General features: G+C 53.1%; 17 protein-coding genes. 11 read left to right on the top strand and 6 right to left on the bottom strand.

Going from position 1 to position 19,390, the window contains the following annotated elements; genetic code table 11:
- Window positions 1–92: 92 nt before the first annotated feature.
- Window positions 93–644, bottom strand: a complete 552-nt coding sequence (locus tag PAGR_RS10195) for an NAD(P)H nitroreductase (RefSeq protein ID WP_013025980.1) — start codon at window positions 642–644, stop codon at window positions 93–95.
- A 173-nt stretch (window positions 645–817) separates the two neighbouring features.
- On the opposite strand from PAGR_RS10195, the gene sppA reads away from it, so the two are divergent.
- The 3 genes from sppA to pncA all read left to right on the top strand — a co-directional run bounded on the left by sppA (window position 818) and on the right by pncA (window position 4,404).
- The gene (sppA, locus tag PAGR_RS10190) at window positions 818–2,680 is read left to right on the top strand and encodes a signal peptide peptidase SppA (RefSeq protein ID WP_014605713.1); all 1,863 of its coding nucleotides are present in this window, start codon (window positions 818–820) and stop codon (window positions 2,678–2,680) included.
- Between the two features lie 85 nt (window positions 2,681–2,765).
- Entirely contained in the window at window positions 2,766–3,779 is a 1,014-nt protein-coding gene (gene ansA / locus PAGR_RS10185) for an asparaginase (protein ID WP_013025982.1), read from the top strand.
- A gap of 16 nt (window positions 3,780–3,795) precedes the next feature.
- Complete coding sequence (gene pncA / locus PAGR_RS10180) at window positions 3,796–4,404, top strand: bifunctional nicotinamidase/pyrazinamidase (protein ID WP_013025983.1); 609 nt, start codon at window positions 3,796–3,798, stop codon at window positions 4,402–4,404.
- An 83-nt stretch (window positions 4,405–4,487) separates the two neighbouring features.
- Here pncA and PAGR_RS10175 read toward each other — a convergent pair whose 3' ends face one another.
- Window positions 4,488–4,769 carry a YeaC family protein gene (locus PAGR_RS10175; RefSeq protein ID WP_013025984.1) on the bottom strand — a complete coding sequence of 94 codons (282 nt, stop codon included), beginning with the start codon at window positions 4,767–4,769 and terminating at the stop codon, window positions 4,488–4,490.
- 2 nt (window positions 4,770–4,771) lie between these two features.
- Window positions 4,772–5,182, bottom strand: a complete 411-nt coding sequence (gene msrB, locus PAGR_RS10170) for a peptide-methionine (R)-S-oxide reductase MsrB (protein WP_013025986.1) — start codon at window positions 5,180–5,182, stop codon at window positions 4,772–4,774.
- Window positions 5,183–5,522: 340 nt separating this feature from the next.
- Here msrB and gapA point away from each other — a divergent pair, with 340 nt between their 5' ends.
- Together gapA and PAGR_RS10160 are read left to right on the top strand one after the other, a co-directional pair.
- Entirely contained in the window at window positions 5,523–6,521 is a 999-nt protein-coding gene (gene gapA / locus PAGR_RS10165; protein WP_014593833.1) for a glyceraldehyde-3-phosphate dehydrogenase, read from the top strand.
- 72 nt (window positions 6,522–6,593) lie between these two features.
- On the top strand, window positions 6,594–7,472 hold the full coding sequence (locus tag PAGR_RS10160; protein ID WP_014605712.1) for a D-hexose-6-phosphate mutarotase: 879 nt from the start codon (window positions 6,594–6,596) through the stop codon (window positions 7,470–7,472).
- A gap of 8 nt (window positions 7,473–7,480) precedes the next feature.
- Here the strand turns inward: PAGR_RS10160 and PAGR_RS10155 are convergent, their stop codons facing one another.
- Window positions 7,481–8,332, bottom strand: coding sequence for an aldo/keto reductase (locus PAGR_RS10155; protein ID WP_014605711.1), 852 nt, complete (start codon window positions 8,330–8,332; stop codon window positions 7,481–7,483).
- A 70-nt stretch (window positions 8,333–8,402) separates the two neighbouring features.
- Window positions 8,403–9,152 carry a MipA/OmpV family protein gene (locus tag PAGR_RS10150; RefSeq protein WP_013025990.1) on the bottom strand — a complete coding sequence of 250 codons (750 nt, stop codon included), beginning with the start codon at window positions 9,150–9,152 and terminating at the stop codon, window positions 8,403–8,405.
- A gap of 420 nt (window positions 9,153–9,572) precedes the next feature.
- Between PAGR_RS10150 and yeaG the strand changes: the two genes are divergently transcribed.
- The 6 genes from yeaG (at window position 9,573) to PAGR_RS10120 (ending at window position 18,316) form a co-directional block, all read left to right on the top strand.
- Window positions 9,573–11,507, top strand: a complete 1,935-nt coding sequence (gene yeaG, locus PAGR_RS10145; protein ID WP_014593835.1) for a protein kinase YeaG — start codon at window positions 9,573–9,575, stop codon at window positions 11,505–11,507.
- 92 nt (window positions 11,508–11,599) lie between these two features.
- A complete protein-coding gene (locus PAGR_RS10140) occupies window positions 11,600–12,874 on the top strand; it encodes a YeaH/YhbH family protein (RefSeq protein ID WP_013025992.1) in 1,275 nt (424 codons plus the stop codon).
- Between the two features lie 246 nt (window positions 12,875–13,120).
- Window positions 13,121–14,848, top strand: a complete 1,728-nt coding sequence (locus PAGR_RS10135; RefSeq protein WP_013025993.1) for a potassium/proton antiporter — start codon at window positions 13,121–13,123, stop codon at window positions 14,846–14,848.
- 76 nt (window positions 14,849–14,924) lie between these two features.
- Window positions 14,925–15,158 (top strand): DUF1480 family protein, encoded by a 234-nt coding sequence (locus PAGR_RS10130; RefSeq protein ID WP_013025994.1) that lies wholly within the window; start codon window positions 14,925–14,927, stop codon window positions 15,156–15,158.
- A 376-nt stretch (window positions 15,159–15,534) separates the two neighbouring features.
- Window positions 15,535–17,001 carry an undecaprenyl-phosphate galactose phosphotransferase WbaP gene (gene wbaP / locus PAGR_RS10125; RefSeq protein WP_014605710.1) on the top strand — a complete coding sequence of 489 codons (1,467 nt, stop codon included), beginning with the start codon at window positions 15,535–15,537 and terminating at the stop codon, window positions 16,999–17,001.
- Between the two features lie 121 nt (window positions 17,002–17,122).
- Complete coding sequence (locus tag PAGR_RS10120) at window positions 17,123–18,316, top strand: multidrug effflux MFS transporter (RefSeq protein ID WP_013025996.1); 1,194 nt, start codon at window positions 17,123–17,125, stop codon at window positions 18,314–18,316.
- On the opposite strand, the gene dadX is transcribed toward PAGR_RS10120, so the two are convergent.
- Window positions 18,309–19,379 carry a catabolic alanine racemase DadX gene (dadX, locus tag PAGR_RS10115; protein ID WP_014593840.1) on the bottom strand — a complete coding sequence of 357 codons (1,071 nt, stop codon included), beginning with the start codon at window positions 19,377–19,379 and terminating at the stop codon, window positions 18,309–18,311. The two genes, PAGR_RS10120 and dadX, sit on opposite strands and share 8 nt — an antisense overlap.
- Between the last annotated feature and the right edge of the window lie 11 nt (window positions 19,380–19,390).

Genomic DNA, 19,390 nt, shown 5'->3' with positions numbered 1-19,390 from the left:
CTATGGTAGCCTGGCGGCGCGCGGCTGATAAGCGCGCCGGGTTCAATGCTGAACTGTTCGCACAATAACCGCGCAAACCCGCTCAGGGGCGATCAGAAATAGCGCACGAACGGCGCAGTGTCGGGATGTATCACGGTGGTGTTGGATTTCAGCTGGGGCGTGCCTAAATAGAGAAATCCCACAATCGCGTCCTGCTCACGGCAGCCAAAGGCCTCGCGTACCTGGGGATCGTCAGTCCAGGCCCCACTTCGCCAGATACCATTAAACCCCTGTGCGACCGCGGCCATTTGCATAGCCATCACGGCACAGCTTGCAGATGCAATTTGCTCCCAGCGTGGCACCTTGTGGTTCAGTTCACAATGGGCCACAACCGTAATGATCATTGGGGCACGATACGGGGCCTGGCTGGCTTTATTGATGGCCTTGTCATCCAGTTGATTGTCACGTGCCGCCTTTTCCAGAAGCTGGCTTAAGCGATCGCGTCCACTGTTTTCAACTATGATAAAGCGCCACGGTTGTAAGGTGCCGTGATCGGGCGCGCGCATGGCTGCGCGCAGAATGTTATCCAGCGCCTCGCCGCCGGGAGCCGGATCCGCCAGACGGGAAGCCGAACGGCGATTAACCAGTAATTCAAGTGCATCCATGTTTTTCTCCAGTGGGGTAAAAGCATGCGTAATCCTGGCACAGGTGGATTTTTTGTAACAGTCCAGGGTGATTTCCTGCTGACTTTTGTTTCGCCGCTCTTTAGGATGAGGTCGTCAACGGAGACCTGGACCGCTAAGCGGCGATTTCCGGTTATATCAATATGGAGAGTGTGATGCGCACATTGTGGCGAATAATTGCTGGCCTGTTCCGCGGGATCTGGCGAGTGCTGAACTTTATCAGGGAATTAATTCTTAATTTGTTCCTGATTTTTTTAATTGTCGTGTGTGTCGGGATCTGGCTTCAGGTAAGTGGTTCAGGCAGTCATTCTGCTCCCATACAGCAAGGTGCGTTAAAAGTTGACCTGACCGGTGTGCTGGTCGATAAGCCTTCCGTCAGTAATCGCCTGAGCAAAATTGGCCGTCAGCTGTTAGGCACCAGCAGCGACCGACTGCAGGAAAACTCCCTGTTTGACGTGGTCGATGCGATTCGTCAGGCAAAGGATGACAGTAATATCAAAGGCATGGTGCTGGACCTGCGTGACTTTGCCGGTGGCGATCAGCCCTCGCTGCAGTATGTGGGCAAAGCGCTGCGCGAATTCAGGGAAAGCGGTAAGCCGATTTATGCGTTGGGCGACAGCTACAGCCAGGCTCAGTACTACCTTGCAAGCTATGCAACTAAAATCTACCTCTCGCCTCAGGGTACGGTTGACCTGCATGGTTTCGCCACCAACGGGTTGTACTACAAAACGCTGCTTGAAAAGCTGAAAGTCAATTCACACGTCTTCCGTGTTGGAACCTATAAGTCTGCCGTTGAGCCTTTCCTGCGCGACGATATGTCACCTGCAGCGCGCGATGCGGATACCCGTTGGGTTGGCCAACTCTGGCAAAATTACCTGAACACCGTATCGGCTAACCGTCAGATTACGCCTGAGCAGCTGTTCCCTGGTGCAACGGCCATTATCGCCGGCCTGCAGGCTGTTAAAGGTGATACGGGTCAATACGCGCTGGATAACAAACTGGTCGACGTTCTGGGTTCACGGGCCGATGCCGATCAGATGTTAATCAAGACCTTTGGTTTCGATAAGCAGAGTAGCGATTATCGCAGCGTCAGTATTTATGACTACAACGTGAAACCGGACGCCACTCAGCAGAAAGGCAATATTGCCGTGATCATGGCCAGCGGCGCCATCATGGATGGCGATGAAACGCCGGGCAACGTCGGTGGCGATACCACGGCGGCGCAGATTCGTGATGCACGCCTGGATCCGAAAATCAAAGCGATCATTCTTCGGGTCAACAGCCCGGGCGGTAGCGTGACGGCCTCGGAGGCCATCCGTGCCGAACTGGCTGCAGCGAAAGCGGCCGGGAAACCGATAGTGGTGTCAATGGGCGGCATGGCGGCATCCGGTGGATACTGGATTTCAACGCCAGCCAGCTACATCATCGCCAGCCCGAGTACCCTGACCGGCTCTATTGGCATCTTCGGCGTAATTAATACCCTGGAGAACAGTCTGGCCAGTATTGGTGTGCACACGGACGGCGTGGCGACATCGCCTCTGGCGGACGTCGCCAGCACTAAGGCGCTGCCCCCCGAGGTTCAACAGCTTATGCAGTTGACCATCGAAAACGGCTATCACAACTTTGTTGGTCTGGTTGCCGCCTCGCGTCACAAAACGCCGGAGCAAATTGACGCCATCGCCCAGGGACATGTGTGGACCGGCAGTGATGCGAAAGCTAATGGCCTGGTCGATGCGCTGGGGGATTTTGATGACGCAGTGAAAAAAGCCGCTGAACTGGCGAAGGTTTCCCAGCCGCAGCTTGACTGGTACCAGGAAGATCCCGGCTTTATTGATTTGATGCTAAATCAAATGAATGCCTCCGTGCAGGCTGTTCTGCCTGACCCGATCAAAGCCTGGCTGCCTGCGCCGATGTTCGACGTAATGAGTGCAATGCGACGTCAGCCTGGCCTGTTCGACCATCTTAACGATCCACAAAACCGCTATGCCTTCTGCCTGACCTGCGGCGAAGTGCGATAAACCTCTCAGCCCGACCGCTGGTCGGGCTGCTTTTCCCTGCCATTGCCCTTATACTGCGCGTTTTACGGCAAGTCTGAGTACACCTATGCAAAAGAAAAACATTTACGTTGCCTATACGGGCGGTACTATCGGTATGCAACGTTCCGCTCAAGGTTATATTCCGGTTTCAGGTCACCTGCAGCAAGAGCTGGCAAAAATGCCGGAATTCCATCGCCCGGAAATGCCTGACTTTACGATTCACGAATATCAGCCCCTGATCGACTCGTCCGATATGACGCCTCAGGACTGGCAGTCAATTGCCGAAGATATCCGGCGTAATTACGATCGCTACGACGGTTTTGTGATTCTGCATGGCACAGATACCATGGCTTTTACCGCCTCCGCCCTGTCGTTTATGTTGGAGAACCTGGCCAAGCCTGTCATCGTAACCGGCTCGCAAATCCCCCTGGCAGAACTGCGCTCGGACGGTCAGCAAAACCTGCTAAATTCACTCTATGTCGCCGCTAACTATCCGGTTAATGAAGTGACGCTGTTTTTCAATAACACGCTCTATCGCGGTAACCGCACCACAAAAGCGCATGCTGACGGGTTTAATGCCTTTGCCTCACCCAACCTTTCTGCGCTGCTGGAAGCCGGCATCCACATTCGTCGTCTGAACACGCCACCCGCGCCACAGGGGAAAGGTGAACTCATCGTTCATACCATTACGCCACAGCCTATTGGCGTGGTTACCATTTACCCCGGTATTTCCGCCGATGTGGTGCGCAACTTCCTGCGCCAGCCGGTTAAAGCCCTTATTCTGCGCTCTTATGGCGTGGGTAATGCGCCGCAGAACGCTGAGTTTCTCTCTGAACTGCAGCAGGCCAGCGAGCGCGGCATTGTGGTCGTTAACCTGACGCAGTGTATTTCCGGCAAAGTTAACATGGGCGGCTACGCGACGGGCAATGCGCTGGAGCATGCAGGCGTGATCAGCGGTTTTGATCTGACGGTAGAAGCGGCCCTGACCAAACTTCACTATCTGTTAAGTCAGGATCTTTCAAGCGAGCAAATCCGTGCCAAAATGCAGCAAAACCTGCGTGGCGAACTGACAGAAGACTAAAACGGAGCAAACGGGAATGAAACGGGCACTGATCATTATCGATATTCAGAACGACTTCTGCCCCGGCGGCCCAATGGCCGTGAGAGAAGGCGATCACACCGTCGCGGTAGCAAATCGCTATGCCCGTGCCTTTCATGAGAAAGGCGAATGCGTAGTGGCCTTGCAGGACTGGCACCCGGCCAATCATGGCAGCTTTGCTTCTGTCTCGGGCGAGCCGGTTTATACCCTGGGTGAGCTCAACGGTTTGCCTCAAATCTGGTGGCCCGATCATGGTGTTCAGCATTCGGCGGGCGCTGATTTTCATCCTGGTCTCGATCGCAGCCTGTTTGATGCTGTTTTTCACAAGGGCCAGGATCAGGATGTCGACAGCTACAGCGCTTTTTTTGATAACGGCCATCGCCGTAAAACGGAGCTGGACAGCTGGTTACGTGAACGCGGCATCAGCCATCTGGTTATGCTGGGGCTGGCAACCGATTACTGTGTGAAATACAGCGTTCTGGATGCACTGGAACTGGGCTATCAGGTGGACGTGGTCGCCGAAGGCTGCCGCGGGGTGAATTTGAATCCTGAAGACAGCGACATCGCACTGGCCCAGATGGCCGCCCAGGGTGCGGTCATTGTCTGACGTGCTCCGGGCTGGCAGCGTGCCAGCCCGTCATCCACGCTAAACGCTTCTGTCAGCACCCTGACAGAAGCACCTTATCAGACTTAATGCAGGTTGATACGCGTGACGTCTGGTTCGATACCAAACTCTTCTTTCAGCTGCCTTTTCGATTTGGTGACCATCTCACCGTCTTTTCCGATGGTCATATGCTGAGGTGCATCGTTATGACGTGCCTGCCACATCATCACCAGTTGCAGGCTGTTATCACGCTGCTGCTGGGTAAGCGCTACACCGTCCGGCCATTTTCCGGTTTCAACGGCCACAACAAGACGCTCATAAATTTCAGGCGTCAGGGCTTCAAGCATGGCTTCAAGTTGCTGTTTCATGATTATCCTTGGGTCTCCTCACCTTGCTGATCTGTAAAGTTCAGCGAGGCAGAATTGACGCAGTAACGCTCGCCTGTCGGCTGGGGGCCATCCGGGAAAACATGCCCCAGGTGCGCATCACAGCTGCCACAGCGGATTTCGATGCGCTGCATACCATGGGAATTATCTTCCAGATAGCGAATGGCCTCATCGCTTACTGGCTGATAAAAACTCGGCCAGCCACAACCTGAATCGTACTTGGTATCAGACAAAAACAACGGCGCATTGCAGACCAGGCAGTGATAAATTCCTTCCTGCTTGTTATGCAGCAGGGCACCGCTGTAAGGCGGCTCCGTTCCTCGCTGTTGAGTCACATAGCGTTGCATCTCAGTCAGTTGGGCAATTTTTGCTTCGGGTGCGGTTTCTTTAGGCATTTGAGCAATTCCGGGATGTCATTCTGTAAAAATCGACTAGTATTCTAACAAACGATCAACATTAATCGGGTCTTTTTTTGTGCTCAACCCTTCAGTCAGTATCTCACAAGGTGGATTTGTGAACTCGATCACCTTTTCTCTGGTATATCCCTATATATTCGGCGAAGGATTCAACAGAGCACGCCGTTTACCGCTGAGCGCAAGCGGTTGCGGCCCCAATAATTCCTGTCTGGTGGATTGACCTGTCGCAACAATTGACACGATTCCGCTTGACGCCTGGTAAGGTTTTTGTAATTTTACAGCCAACCTTTTATTCACTAACAACTAGCTGGTGGAATATATGACTATCAAAGTAGGTATCAACGGTTTTGGCCGTATCGGTCGCATCGTTTTCCGTGCTGCTCAACAGCGCTCTGACATCGAAATCGTTGCTATCAACGACCTGCTGGACGCTGATTACATGGCGTACATGCTGAAGTACGACTCTACTCACGGCCGCTTCGACGGCACCGTTGAAGTACAGGACGGCGCTCTGGTTGTTAACGGTAAGAAAATCCGCGTTACCGCTGAGAGAGATCCGGCTAACCTGAAGTGGGATGAAGTCGGCGTTGACGTTGTTGCTGAAGCAACCGGTATCTTCCTGACCGACGAGACGGCACGTAAGCACATCACTGCGGGTGCTAAGAAAGTCGTTCTGACCGGTCCGTCTAAAGATGACACCCCAATGTTTGTTCGTGGTGCAAACTTCGACAAATACCAGGGCCAGGACATCGTGTCTAACGCCTCTTGTACCACTAACTGCCTGGCACCACTGGCTAAAGTGATCAATGACAAGTTCGGTATCGTGGAAGGTCTGATGACCACCGTTCACGCAACGACTGCAACGCAGAAAACCGTTGATGGCCCGTCTCACAAAGACTGGCGTGGCGGTCGTGGCGCGTCTCAGAACATCATCCCTTCATCTACCGGTGCGGCCAAAGCCGTAGGTAAAGTGCTGCCAGAACTGAATGGCAAGCTGACAGGTATGGCGTTCCGCGTTCCGACGCCAAACGTTTCTGTTGTTGACCTGACCGTTCGTCTGGAAAAAGCCGCATCTTACAAAGAAATCTGTGCAGCGATCAAAGCAGCAGCAGAAGGCGAAATGAAAGACGTGCTGGGCTACGTTGAAGACGACGTGGTTTCTACCGACTTCAACGGCGAAGTGCTGACTTCAGTATTTGATGCGAAAGCGGGTATCGCGCTGAATGACAACTTCGTTAAACTGGTTTCCTGGTACGATAACGAAACCGGTTATTCAAACAAAGTTCTCGACCTGATTGCGCTGGTTTCTGCTAAATAAGGCAGCCAGACACTAGAGAATAAGGGTGACTTCGGTCACCCTTTTTTTGATCCCTTTCGTAAGGAGTCGGGCATGCAAGACAAACTTTTTTCTCTTCCCGTCATTAAACAGATTACGCCTTACCTGTCACAGCGTCAGGTGGGCGAACTTCCGGCTATCGTCGTCAGTCATCCCCGCGTGCGCGCAGCTATCACGTTACAGGGCGCGCATCTCATCGCCTGGCAGCCCAGCGGGGAGAAACCTGTCCTGTGGCTAAGTGACAAAAGCCCCTTCTCACCAGGCAAAGCGATTCGAGGCGGCATTCCCATTTGCTGGCCCTGGTTTGGCCCCGCAGGTGAACCCGCACACGGTTTTGCCCGTAACCAGTCGTGGACGCTGTCCGCCCATGACGAAAACGAAGATGGCGTTATCTTGACGCTGGTGCTGGAAAGTAATCCGCAAACCTTAAAGCTGTGGCCACATGAATTCACGTTAATCGCCCGTTTCCGCCTGGGGCAGCACTGTGAGATCGAATTGGAAGCCTATGGCGACTACACGTCCACCGCCGCCCTGCACAGCTACTTTAACGTGGCGGATATCAATGGCGTAGAGGTGTCGGGTCTGGGTGAGCACTATATCGACAAGGTTAACGACAATCAGCCAGGCACGGGCGACGGCAAACAGCGCTTTACCACCCGGGTTGACCGTATTTTCACCTCGGCCAATGACTGTTCGGTGATTAACGATCAGGCTGGAAAGCGCCAGATTGAAGTCTATCACCACCATCATAGTGACGTTGTCACGTGGAACCCCGGCGTCGAACTCTCCTGCAGTATGACGGACATGCCCAACGAAGGGTATAAAACCATGGTGTGCGTGGAAACGGCGCGAATCAGCAAGCCGTTACGCAGCGCGGGCGAAAAACCGGCCCGGCTGGCCACCACGATCCGTCTGAAAGGGAAAGTGAATTAACGCTTAATTCACACCACGTCCAGGGGCATTTTATGCCGCGGTGGCGGGAAAGCCTTGTCGATCAGGAAACACGCCTCATCACTCAGGGTGATATCCAGTGCCGCGGCATTTTCCCGGACGTGCTCAAGGGAACTGGCTTTAGGAATAGCCATCACGCCGGGAGCGCGGATTACCCACGCCAGAAGCAGCTGTGCAACCGTCACGCCTTTCTGCTGAGCCAAAGCGACCAGCGTGGGCTCAGAAAACAAATGGCTGCGCAGCCGCCCTGCCTGTGCCAACGGACAGTATGCCATGATCGGCACAGCACGCTGCTGACACTGCGGTAACAGGTCGTACTCAATACCGCGAGAGGCGAGATGGTAAAGGACCTGATTCGTCGCACATGCTTCGCCACCGGGTTCCGCCCAGAGCTCGTCCATGTCGTCGCTGTCAAAATTTGAAACGCCCCAGTGTACAATCTTCCCCTGCTGCTGAAGCCTTTGCATGGCGCGAATCGTCTCTTCCAACGGGACGCTGCCGCGCCAGTGCAGCAGATAGAGATCAATACGGTCGGTTTGCAAACGGCGCAGGCTGGCTTCGCAGGCCGCTATCGCATCATCTTCACCGGCATTCCATGGGTAGACTTTCGATACCAGCAGCGCGCTATCGCGGCGCCCTTTTAATGCCTCGCCGACCACCTCTTCCGCTCTGCCATCGGCATACATTTCTGCCGTATCGATAATTTTCAGGCCTGCATCCAGACCCGCCTGAAGCGCTGTGACTTCCTGCTGAAGGCGAGCGCTGTCCTCGCCCATGTACCAGGTTCCGAGGCCAATAGCCGGGATGCCCTGGTGACCCGCAACATCGAGACGTTGTGCCATTTGACTCTCCTGCACTGTTGTAGAGCAGACAAACGATCAGAGGGCAACGCCTGCCCTCTTAGGGTGCAAATCAGAAGCTATAACTGACGCCGGTCCAGATTGTGAACTGCCCACTTTTATCGACCATAGGGCTGTCTTTGATTTCACTGGCAAAACGCGTATAGCGACCGGACAGGTTGGCATTCCACTGCGGCGTAATACTGTAGCTGGCGTTCAGCTCAGCATAGGGCGACCAGCTGTCATCAGGATGGTAGCGGCTGATGCCGGTGCGATCGCTCTCATTGCCGGAAACACCATAGTAGTAGCGGTTTTGGTTCGCGCTGTTCCACATCGCCCCGATGCCCGGTGTCAGGGTAAAGTCACCGAAGTTGAAGCGGTAGAGATAGGTCAGGTCCCAGATGATCCCGTTGCTGTTGTTGAGCAGGTCGCCCAGCAGTGAGGTACGGATAATCCCCCAGTCTGCAGTATGTCGGTAGGTTGCCCCGCCCATCAGCGTCATACGGCGCTTATCCAGCCCTTTCATATCCCCCAGATCGTTATCACCGGGGTCATACTCCTGAGGCGAGCCGAGCAGGGTCAGAGACAGCTGATCCTGCGGGTCTTTCCACAGGTAATAGCCGCCCTGCAGCGTGTTAAACCAGAAGTTTTCTCCTTCATAATTGATGATGGGCACCGGCAAATAGCGGTCCTGCCCACCCCGGTAAGGCGACTGGGCATAAATCACTGATGCGCCAAGCGATAAAGGTGCGGCCTGTACTGAATGCCCCAGAAAATAACAAGGGATAAGCGCGATAAGCGTGTTAAGTTTGAATTGGTTCACAATTTATTCATTCCATAAATATAACAATCACTCATACAGTCTAACGCTTTTTACAGACTGAATTAACCTTATATGAAAATCATCTACCGCATTTATGGCGGAATGTGGCATAACCGGGTTGGAGGCATCACAAATTCGCCATTACCCTGTCAAAAAGGTTTCGCAACAAAATGATTTTGTTATTGATATGTGGCTCACTAATCAAAAATCTATGATGAAATTTTCTGAATGCCTTCTACAGTTAAACTTAATACCCGAGGTTTTGTTGCAAGAGTGTCGTCATAAATGTTGTGCATCCCGATAACAATGATCAGGTTGGCATAAGGGTTGCTGTACTAACAGATAATATCTTCCGGGAGCTGTACGAGCACTGATTATTGCTCCTTTACCTGTGCTAAAAACGAAAGGACGGGCATCGCTATGAATATATTCGATCATTATCGTCAGCGTTATGAAGCTGCCAAGGACGAAGAGTTCACACTGCAGGAATTTCTGACAATCTGTAAACAGGATCGCAGTGCATACGCCAACGCCGCAGAGCGACTGTTAATGGCAATCGGTGAACCCGTGATGGTGGACACCGCTCAGGAGCCACGTCTTTCCAGAATCTTTTCTAACCGGGTAATGGGCCGTTACCCGGCGTTCGAAGAGTTTTACGGTATGGAAGAAGCGATTGAACAGATCGTCTCTTATTTGAAACACGCGGCACAAGGCCTTGAAGAGAAGAAACAAATTCTCTATCTGCTGGGTCCGGTCGGGGGCGGTAAATCCTCGCTGGCGGAACGTCTCAAATCCCTGATGCAACGCGTTCCTATCTATGTGTTGAGCGCCGATGGCGAACGGAGCCCGGTCAACGATCATCCACTGTGCCTGTTCAATCCTCAGGAAGACGCCAATATTCTGGAGAAAGAGTACGGCGTGCCGCGCCGCTACCTTGGCACCATTATGTCGCCATGGGCGGCTAAACGCCTCCATGATTTCGGCGGGGATATCACCCGCTTTAAAGTGGTGAAAGTGTGGCCGTCGATTCTGGAGCAGTTAGCTATTGCTAAAACAGAGCCGGGCGACGAAAACAACCAGGATATCTCCGCGCTGGTCGGCAAGGTGGACATTCGTAAACTGGAAAACCATGCGCAGAACGATCCCGATGCTTACGGCTACTCGGGCGCGCTGTGCCGGGCTAACCAAGGCATCATGGAATTTGTGGAGATGTTTAAAGCACCGATTAAAGTGCTACATCCCCTGTTGACCGCCACCCAGGAAGGTAACTACAACGGTACAGAAGGCATTTCCGCCCTGCCGTTTAACGGTATCATTCTGGCCCACTCGAACGAATCGGAGTGGGTGACGTTCCGCAACAACAAAAACAACGAGGCGTTCCTTGACCGTGTGTATATTGTTAAGGTGCCTTACTGCCTGCGCGTGTCCGAAGAGATTAAGATTTACGAGAAGCTGCTGAACCACAGTGAGTTGTCTACCGCGCCTTGCGCACCCGGCACCCTGGAAACGCTGGCGAGATTCTCTATCCTTTCGCGACTTAAAGACCCGGATAACTCCAGTATCTACTCAAAAATGCGTGTGTATGACGGTGAAAGTCTGAAAGATACCGATCCTAAGGCGAAGTCCTGGCAGGAGTATCATGATTACGCCGGCGTCGACGAAGGGATGAACGGGCTGTCAACCCGTTTCGCCTTTAAGATTCTGTCCCGCGTCTTCAACTTCGATCACACTGAAGTGGCAGCCAACCCTGTTCACCTGTTTTATGTGCTGGAGCAGCAAATTGAACGCGAGCAGTTCCCACAGGAGCAAGCGGAAAAATACCTTGAGCACCTAAAAGGTTATTTAATTCCGAAATACGCTGAGTTTATTGGCAAAGAGATTCAGACGGCTTATCTGGAATCCTATTCCGAATATGGTCAGAATATTTTCGATCGCTATGTTACCTATGCCGACTTCTGGATCCAGGATCAGGAATATCGTGACCCTGACACCGGACAGCTTTTTGACCGTGAGTCGCTCAATGCGGAACTGGAGAAAATCGAGAAGCCTGCCGGGATTAGTAATCCTAAAGACTTCCGCAACGAAATTGTCAATTTTGTGCTGCGTGCGCGTGCGCACAATAACGGCCGCAATCCAAACTGGACCAGTTATGAGAAACTGCGTACGGTGATTGAGAAAAAAATGTTCTCAAATACCGAGGAGCTGTTGCCGGTTATTTCGTTTAACACGAAAACCTCTACGGATGAGCAGAAGAAACACGATGATTTTGTCGATCGCATGATGGAAAAAGGCTATACCCGCAAACAGGTTCGCCTGCTGTGTGAATGGTATCTGCGCGTGCGTAAATCGTCCTGATCAGAGTCTGTAAGCAAACCGGTGCGGGATAGCACCGGTCTCTTAAGGTCGGGACAACCCGGCCTGCTTGCAATGTAGTTTGGGGGAACATCATGGCCTATTTTATCGATCGCCGACTAAACGGTAAAAACAAGAGCGCGGTCAACCGCCAGCGCTTCTTGCGTCGTTACAAGTCTCAGATTAAGCAGTCGATCTCCGAGGCCATTAACAAACGCTCGGTCACCGACGTCAGCAGTGGCGAATCCGTTTCTATTCCGATTGATGACATCAACGAACCGATTTTCCATCAGGGACGCGGCGGGCAGCGCCACCGCGTCCATCCCGGTAACGATCACTTTGTGCAAAATGACCGCGTGGAGCGGCCGCAGGGCGGCGGTGGCAGCGGTTCAGGCCAGGGCAACGCCGGTCAGGACGGTGAAGGTCAGGATGAGTTTGTTTTTCAGATTTCTAAAGACGAATATCTGGACCTGCTGTTTGAAGACCTGGCCCTGCCCAACCTGCGTAAAAACCAGCATCGCCAGCTGAATGAGTATAAAACCCACCGCGCCGGTTTTACGTCTAATGGCGTACCGGCCAACATCAGCGTGGTACGCTCGCTACAGAACTCGCTGGCGCGCCGTACGGCGATGACCGCAGGTAAGCGCCGCCAGTTGCATGAGCTTGAGGATGCGCTGACGACGGTTGAAAAATCTGAACCGGCTCAGTTGCTCGAAGAGGAGCGCTTACGCAAAGAAATTGCAGAGCTGCGAGCACGTATCGATCGGGTGCCCTTCATTGATACGTTTGATTTACGCTATAAAAATTTTGAAAAACGCCCTGAACCGTCCAGCCAGGCCGTGATGTTCTGTCTGATGGACGTTTCGGGTTCAATGGACCAGGCCACCAAGGACATGGCAAAACGTTTTTATATTTTGCTCTATCTGTTCCTGAGTCGAACCTATAAAAATGTCGAGGTGGTCTACATTCGCCACCATACTCAGGCGAAAGAAGTTGATGAGCAGGAGTTTTTCTACTCACAGGAAACCGGCGGCACTATCGTGTCGAGTGCCCTTAAGCTCATGGATGACGTGGTGAAAGAGCGTTACGATCCGGCACAGTGGAATATCTATGCCGCGCAGGCCTCTGATGGCGACAACTGGGCCGACGATTCCCCCCTGTGCCACGAAATTCTGGCAAAGAACATTTTACCGGTCGTCCGTTACTACACCTACATTGAAATCACGCGTCGCGCGCATCAGACACTGTGGCGCGAATATGAACATCTGCAGTCTGTATTTGATAACTTTGCGATCCAGCACATTCGCGAGCCGGAGGATATCTATCCGGTCTTCCGTGAACTGTTTCACAAGCAGGCGATGGAAGCCTGACACATCAAGCCGACGCTCTGTCGGCTTTTTTTTTGCGTAATAACCTGTTAAAACATGGCCTTTCCTGCAACAACTCCTCCAACTCCTCTATTAATATCGTTTAACCGGATTAACCAAGGCATTAGCAATTGATATAAATTGCAAAATGACCATGACAACTCATTGATAAAACATTATCTTGCAGAGATAGCATGGATGTTTCTACACATTAGCTGACATTGACTGCCGAATCTCAGGAGACCGCGTTTGAACCACACTATTGTTTATAGTCTTTTTATTATTGGCTCCGTGCTGGTTGCGTCGAGTATCTTACTCAGCTCTTTTTCATCCCGTCTTGGCATTCCTATTCTGGTGATATTTCTGGCACTGGGCATGCTGGCCGGCGTGGATGGCATTGGCGGCATCGCCTTCGATAACTATCCCGCCGCTTACCTTATCTCTAACCTTGCCCTGGCGATTATCCTGCTGGACGGTGGGATGCGTACCAAAGCCAGCTCCTTCAAGGTGGCGCTGGGGCCGGCCCTGTCACTGGCAACGGTAGGCGTAATGATTACGGCTGGCCTGACCGGCGTGGCCGCGGCCTGGCTCTTCAGGCTGGATATGATGCAGGGCTTTCTGATCGGTGCCATTATTGGCTCTACCGATGCGGCAGCCGTTTTTTCACTGCTTGGGGATAAAGGCCTGAACGAACGCGTCAGCTCAACGCTGGAAATTGAGTCAGGCAGCAACGATCCCATGGCCGTGTTTCTCACTATCACGCTGATTGAAATGATCGAGCAGGGCAAAACCGGTCTTGACTGGATGTTTCTCGTGCATCTCATCCAACAGTTCGGCCTGGGCATCGTACTTGGACTGGGCGGCGGCTGGGCCCTGCAGCAGCTCATAAACCGCATCAACCTGGCACCCGGCCTGTATCCCTTGTTGGCACTCAGCGGTGGGATTCTGGTGTTCGCCCTGACAACGGTGCTGGAAGGCAGCGGCATTCTGGCCGTGTATCTGTGCGGCTTTTTACTGGGTAACAGCCCCATCCGTAACCGATTTGGCATTCTGCAAACCTTTGACGGTATGGCGTGGCTCAGTCAGATAGGGATGTTTATCGTGCTGGGCCTGTTGGTCACACCTTCCGATCTCTGGCATATTGCGGTTCCGGCAATGATCCTCTCCCTGTGGTTGATTTTGGTTGCGCGCCCCCTCTCCGTGTTTATCGGCCTGTTGCCCTTCCGCGGTTTTACAGGCCGTGAACGGATTTTTATCAGCTGGGTCGGCCTGCGGGGCGCGGTTCCGATCATCCTGGCGGTATTCCCGATGATGGCCGGACTTGAAAACGCATCACTCTATTTCAACATCGCCTTCTTTGTCGTGCTGGTCTCCCTGATGCTGCAGGGCACCTCGCTGGGCTATGCGGCAAAAAAAGCCAAAGTGGTGGTACCGCCCACGGCATCGCCTGTCAGCCGAATTGGCTTAGATATCCACCCGGAAAATCCCTGGGAGCAGTTTGTTTACCAGCTCAGTGCCGACAAATGGTGCGTGGGCGCTGCGCTGCGTGATTTACAGATGCCGCGTGAAACCCGCATTGCTGCCCTGTTTCGGGATAATGTGCTGATGCATCCCAACGGGGCGACACGATTAAAAGAAAACGACGTTATCTGCGTGATTGGACGTGAGCGTGACCTGCCTGCGCTAGGAAAAATGTTCAGTCAGTCGCCGCCCGTCGCGCTGGACCAGCGTTTCTTTGGTGACTTTATTCTGGATGCCGACGCGCGCCTGAACGACGTGGCGCAAATTTACGGCCTTGAACTGGACGAACAGACCAATGCTCAACAATCGCTCGGGCAGCTGATGCTTGGCATGCTGGGTGGCACGCCCGTCGTGGGCGATCAGGTTGAATGGAATCAACTGACCTGGACCGTGGCGGAAAAAGAAGATAATCAGATTGTGAAAATTGGTGTGCGCCCAAGTGAAGACAAAGAATAATCTTACTTCGCTGGCGCGTTAAATGGGCTGAATTGCACTACGCTTTTATAACATTCAGTGAAAACGGGAGTTATCCATGGGTCACGTGGTTAAAATTGGTCGCTACGAAATTGTCGATGCAGAATTCAGCAGCGAAAAACCGCTGACAGTGAGTATTCCCTGCCACACCAACCCCGGACTGAGCTATCAGCTCGACGGCTGGGATCACGACACCAGCGTTCCGGCATGGATCGACGATAAAGAGGTCATTTTACATATCGCTCACTACGATAAGCAGCAAGACCGGTGGGTATTAAAAGAACCGGCCTGAGCCTGAGTATTACCGCCAGTCAGTTGATTTGGCGGTAATTCCTAAAAAGTGGCCCTGGCCGCACGGCTTATAGGTTATACTTTTAAAATATTATTTTCCAAATCAGCCATTTAAGCCCATTCTGCGCAATTTTCACCTGGTTTTTTAAGAATTCTTCCGTATTAACTCCGTCAAATATCTCCTGCATACTCTCTTTCAGTGCTGCAATTTTACGTGACTCAAATCACGCTTAGTAACGGTTTATTTGTAGCATCAATGGCTCTAATGACTGTAACAAACTGAAAACATCCCGGTTTCGGGTTTTCAGTCGTTAACCCCTGAACGCGTACTTGATTCTGGTCAGGCCATCTTTTACTTAATTAAGAGAGCAGGTTTTATGGCAAGTACAATGGTAATAAACAATGCGAGTCGCTCATGGAGCGGTCTTCGTAAGAATATTCTGGTAAAGTTTGCACTGAGTTTTTCAGACCTTATTGCGCTGAACCTGGCGCTGTTTCTCTCTGCCGCTACCGTGCAGGGTATTTGGGGAGATTTGGATGCGTTTATTCCGCCGCATCAAATTGAAAACCGTTTTATTGCGCAGTTTATTATGTCGGTATTATGTACCGGCTGGTTTTGGATGCGCCTGCGTCACTACACCTACCGCAAACCCTTTTGGTTCGAACTGAAAGAAATTGTGAAAACACTGGTTGTTTTCTCCCTGCTCGATCTGGCATTAATCGCGTTTTCTAAATGGGACTTCTCCCGCATGGTGTGGGTGTTCAGCTGGAGCTATGCCCTGCTGCTGCTGCCGCTGCTGCGCGCAGGCGTTAAAAGTGCCATTAATAAAGCCGGTCAGTGGCAAAAAGAAACCATCATTATTGGCTCTGGCCGTAACGCTACCGAAGCCTATGCGGCATTACAAAGTGAAGAAATCCTGGGATATAACGTTCAGGCATTTATTTCCGTAGAAGATGCGCCGCTGCAGCAGAGCGTGAATGGCGTACCGGTCATTTCTGCCAACGATATTAACTGGAGCACCATCGATCGCGACAACGTGCAGTTTATTGTCGCGATGGAGTACGAGCAGCAGCCGGAGCGCGATCGCTGGTTGAAGTTTCTGTCAAAAATGAACTGCCGGTCAGTGTCGGTGATCCCAACCCTGCGTGGCGTCCCGCTTTACGGCACGGATATGTCGTTTATCTTTAGCCATGAAGTGATGATTTTGCGCGTCAGTAACAACCTGGCAAAGCATTCGTCACGTTTCCTGAAGCGCAGTTTCGATATTGTTGTGGCGTCGTTACTGCTGCTGTTCCTGGCGCCGGTCTTTGCCCTGCTCTGCTATATGGTCAAGCGTGATGGGGGCAATGCCATCTATGGTCACGAACGTATCGGGCAGGATGGCAGAAAGTTCAAGTGTCTGAAGTTCCGCTCAATGGTGACCAATTCCAAAGAGGTGCTGGAAAGCTTGCTGGCAACCAGTGAAGAAGCGCGTCGGGAATGGGACAAAGACTTTAAGCTCAAGAAGGATCCGCGTATTACCCGCATCGGCGGCTTCCTGCGTAAAACCAGCCTGGATGAGCTGCCGCAGCTGTGGAACGTGATCCGCGGGGAGATGAGCCTGGTGGGACCGCGTCCGGTAATTGAGGCTGAACTAGAGCGCTACGCCGGCGATGTGGATTACTACCTGATGGCGAAACCGGGTATGACTGGGCTATGGCAGGTCAGCGGACGTAATGATATCGATTACGACACCCGCGTCTATTTCGACTCCTGGTATGTTAAAAACTGGGCGTTATGGACAGACATCGCCATCCTGTTTAAAACGGCCGGTGTGGTTTTCCGCCGCGACGGCGCCTACTGATTTAGCATGCGATGCCTGTTTCAGCAGGCATCGCCATTTCTCCCGGTAATTTGCTTTCCTTTTTCGCTGTTAATCATTACCCTCTTTCCTCGCTTTATCGAACGTTTACCCTCTGGTTGCTATGCAAAAATATACCTTATTGCTATTGAGCCTGGTGCTGCTGGCACCTTTAGGCATTGATCTCTATTTACCCACGCTGCCGCAGATTGCTGAAGGCTTATCGACGCCCGTCGCCCTGGTACAAACCACGATCCCGCTTTTCTTACTGATTATGGGGCTGGGACAGTTGGTCAGTGGCCCGCTGGTGGACAACTATGGCCGTAAGCCCATCGCCTTACTGGGCCTGGCGCTGTACATCGCCGGCAGCGTCATTGCCGCGACGGCGACCACTTTCCCGCTATTTTTAATTGCCCGACTGGTTCAGGGCTGCGCGGTCTGCTGCAGCGCGGTGGTGGCTTTTAGCGGCGTGCGTGACCGACTCAGTGGTGATGACGCCGCCCGGGCTTACGGCTTCCTGAACGGGGCACTGAATATTGTGCCTGCTCTGGCGCCGTTGCTGGGTGGCATTCTGGCCAGCGCCTTCGACTGGCGCGCGCCGTTCTGGTTCCTGTGTGCCTATGCGGCAGTCGTGATGCTGATGGTCATCATCTGGCTGCCTGAAACGCGTCCGGCGGATACGCTGCGCGTGAAGGGCCTTCCGATAAACCAGTACGCCGCGATTCTCCGCCAGCCGCGCTTTTTGGCGTTTGCCTTTGCCAATGCCGGCGCGCTGGGGATGGTGCTGACCTATGTCTCGCTGGCCCCGCAGGTATTAATGACCGAAGGGGGACTTTCGCCTCTGGCCTTCTCGTTTGCCTTTGGTGCAAATGGTTTTTGGATCATGCTGGTCAGCGTGGTGGTGAATAAAGCGATTCGCAAAGCGGGCCGACCATTTTGCCTTGCCATCGGTTTTATCACCATGTTGACGGGTGCCGTTCTGCTTGTGGCGGGAATGACCTTGTTGCCTGACAGCCTGCAGTTCCATTGGGCGCTGTATATGTTCCCAGTGGCGGTCGCCGTAGCCGGGCTGGCTTTCACCGTTGGGCCAGCCACCAGCTATGCGCTGGAACCCTATCAGCAGCAGGCAGGCGTGGCCTCGGCGCTGCAGGGATTTATCCAGATGGCGGGAGGCGCAGCAGGCAGCCTGATCGTGGTGGCTCTGCCGGTAGCGGAGAAACTGTCATTAACGTTGATGATGCTGCTGGGCGCAGCGCTGGCCTTCCTGGCCTGGCGCTGCAGTAAGAAAATGCAAAGCCGGATTACCGCCGTTAACTGATTTTAACCGGAACGCGTGGGGCCAGCGCGCACATCAGCTCATAGCCCACCGTTCCGGCTGCTTTCGCCACCTGATCGATTTTGACATTTTCCCCCCATAACTCCACGGACGAACCAATGCCAGCCTGCGGGCACGGCGTGAGATCCACCGTTATCATATCCATCGAAACCGCGCCGACAACCTGCGTCATTATCCCGTCAACGGCAACCGGGGTTCCTGTCGGCGCATGACGTGGATAGCCGTCCGCATAACCGCAGGCAACCACGCCGATACGCTGCGGCTGGGTTGCATGATAGCGATAGCCATAGCCGACGCCATCACCGGCCTGCAACTGCTGTACGCCGATAATCTCGCTGCTCAGCGTCATGACCGGTTTTAGTCCGCTGCTGGCGATATCCTGCCAGTTCCCGCTTGGCGAAGCGCCATACAAGATGATGCCCGGACGTACCCAGTCGTAATGCGCTTCAGGATGCCACAACGTGCAGGCCGAATTGGATAATGACACCGGACTGTCCAGCCCTTCCGTAGCCTGTGCGATGCGTTTAAGCGGCTCGACGATTCCGTCAGGATTTTCCGCATCGGCAAAGTGCGCCATCAGGGTAATGTCTCCGACATTTTCGAGCGCACGCAGCTTATGCCAGATTCCGTTGACCTGTTCAGGACGAAACCCCAGCCGGTTCATGCCGCTGTTGATCTTGAGATAGAGATCAACGGGCGCAGAGAGCGTGGCGTTTGCCAGGGCGTGAATTTGCCAGTTGCTGTGCACGCTGGTCGTCAGCCGGTAGCGATCAATCAATGCCAGATCGTCAGGGTGAAAAAAGCCTTCAAGCAGCAATATCGGCTTCTTCCAACCCTGCTCGCGCAGCAAAATGGCCTCTTCCATGTTGAGTAGCGCGAAACCATCCGTGGCGGACAGGCTTTCCCATACGCGGGCGATGCCGTGACCGTAAGCGTTGGCTTTTACCACTGACCAGACGCGTGACGTCGGGGCCGCCCGGCGCACAATCGCCAGATTATGTCGCAACGCCTGTTGATCGATGGTCGCGACAATTGGACGTGACATATTCCTCTCCC

The sequence above is a fragment of the Pantoea ananatis PA13 genome, assembly GCF_000233595.1.
GTDB classification, from domain to species: Bacteria; Pseudomonadota; Gammaproteobacteria; order Enterobacterales; family Enterobacteriaceae; genus Pantoea; species Pantoea ananatis.
Note: the sequence above shows the minus strand (reverse complement) of the source record. Positions and strands in the feature narration are given on the sequence as shown.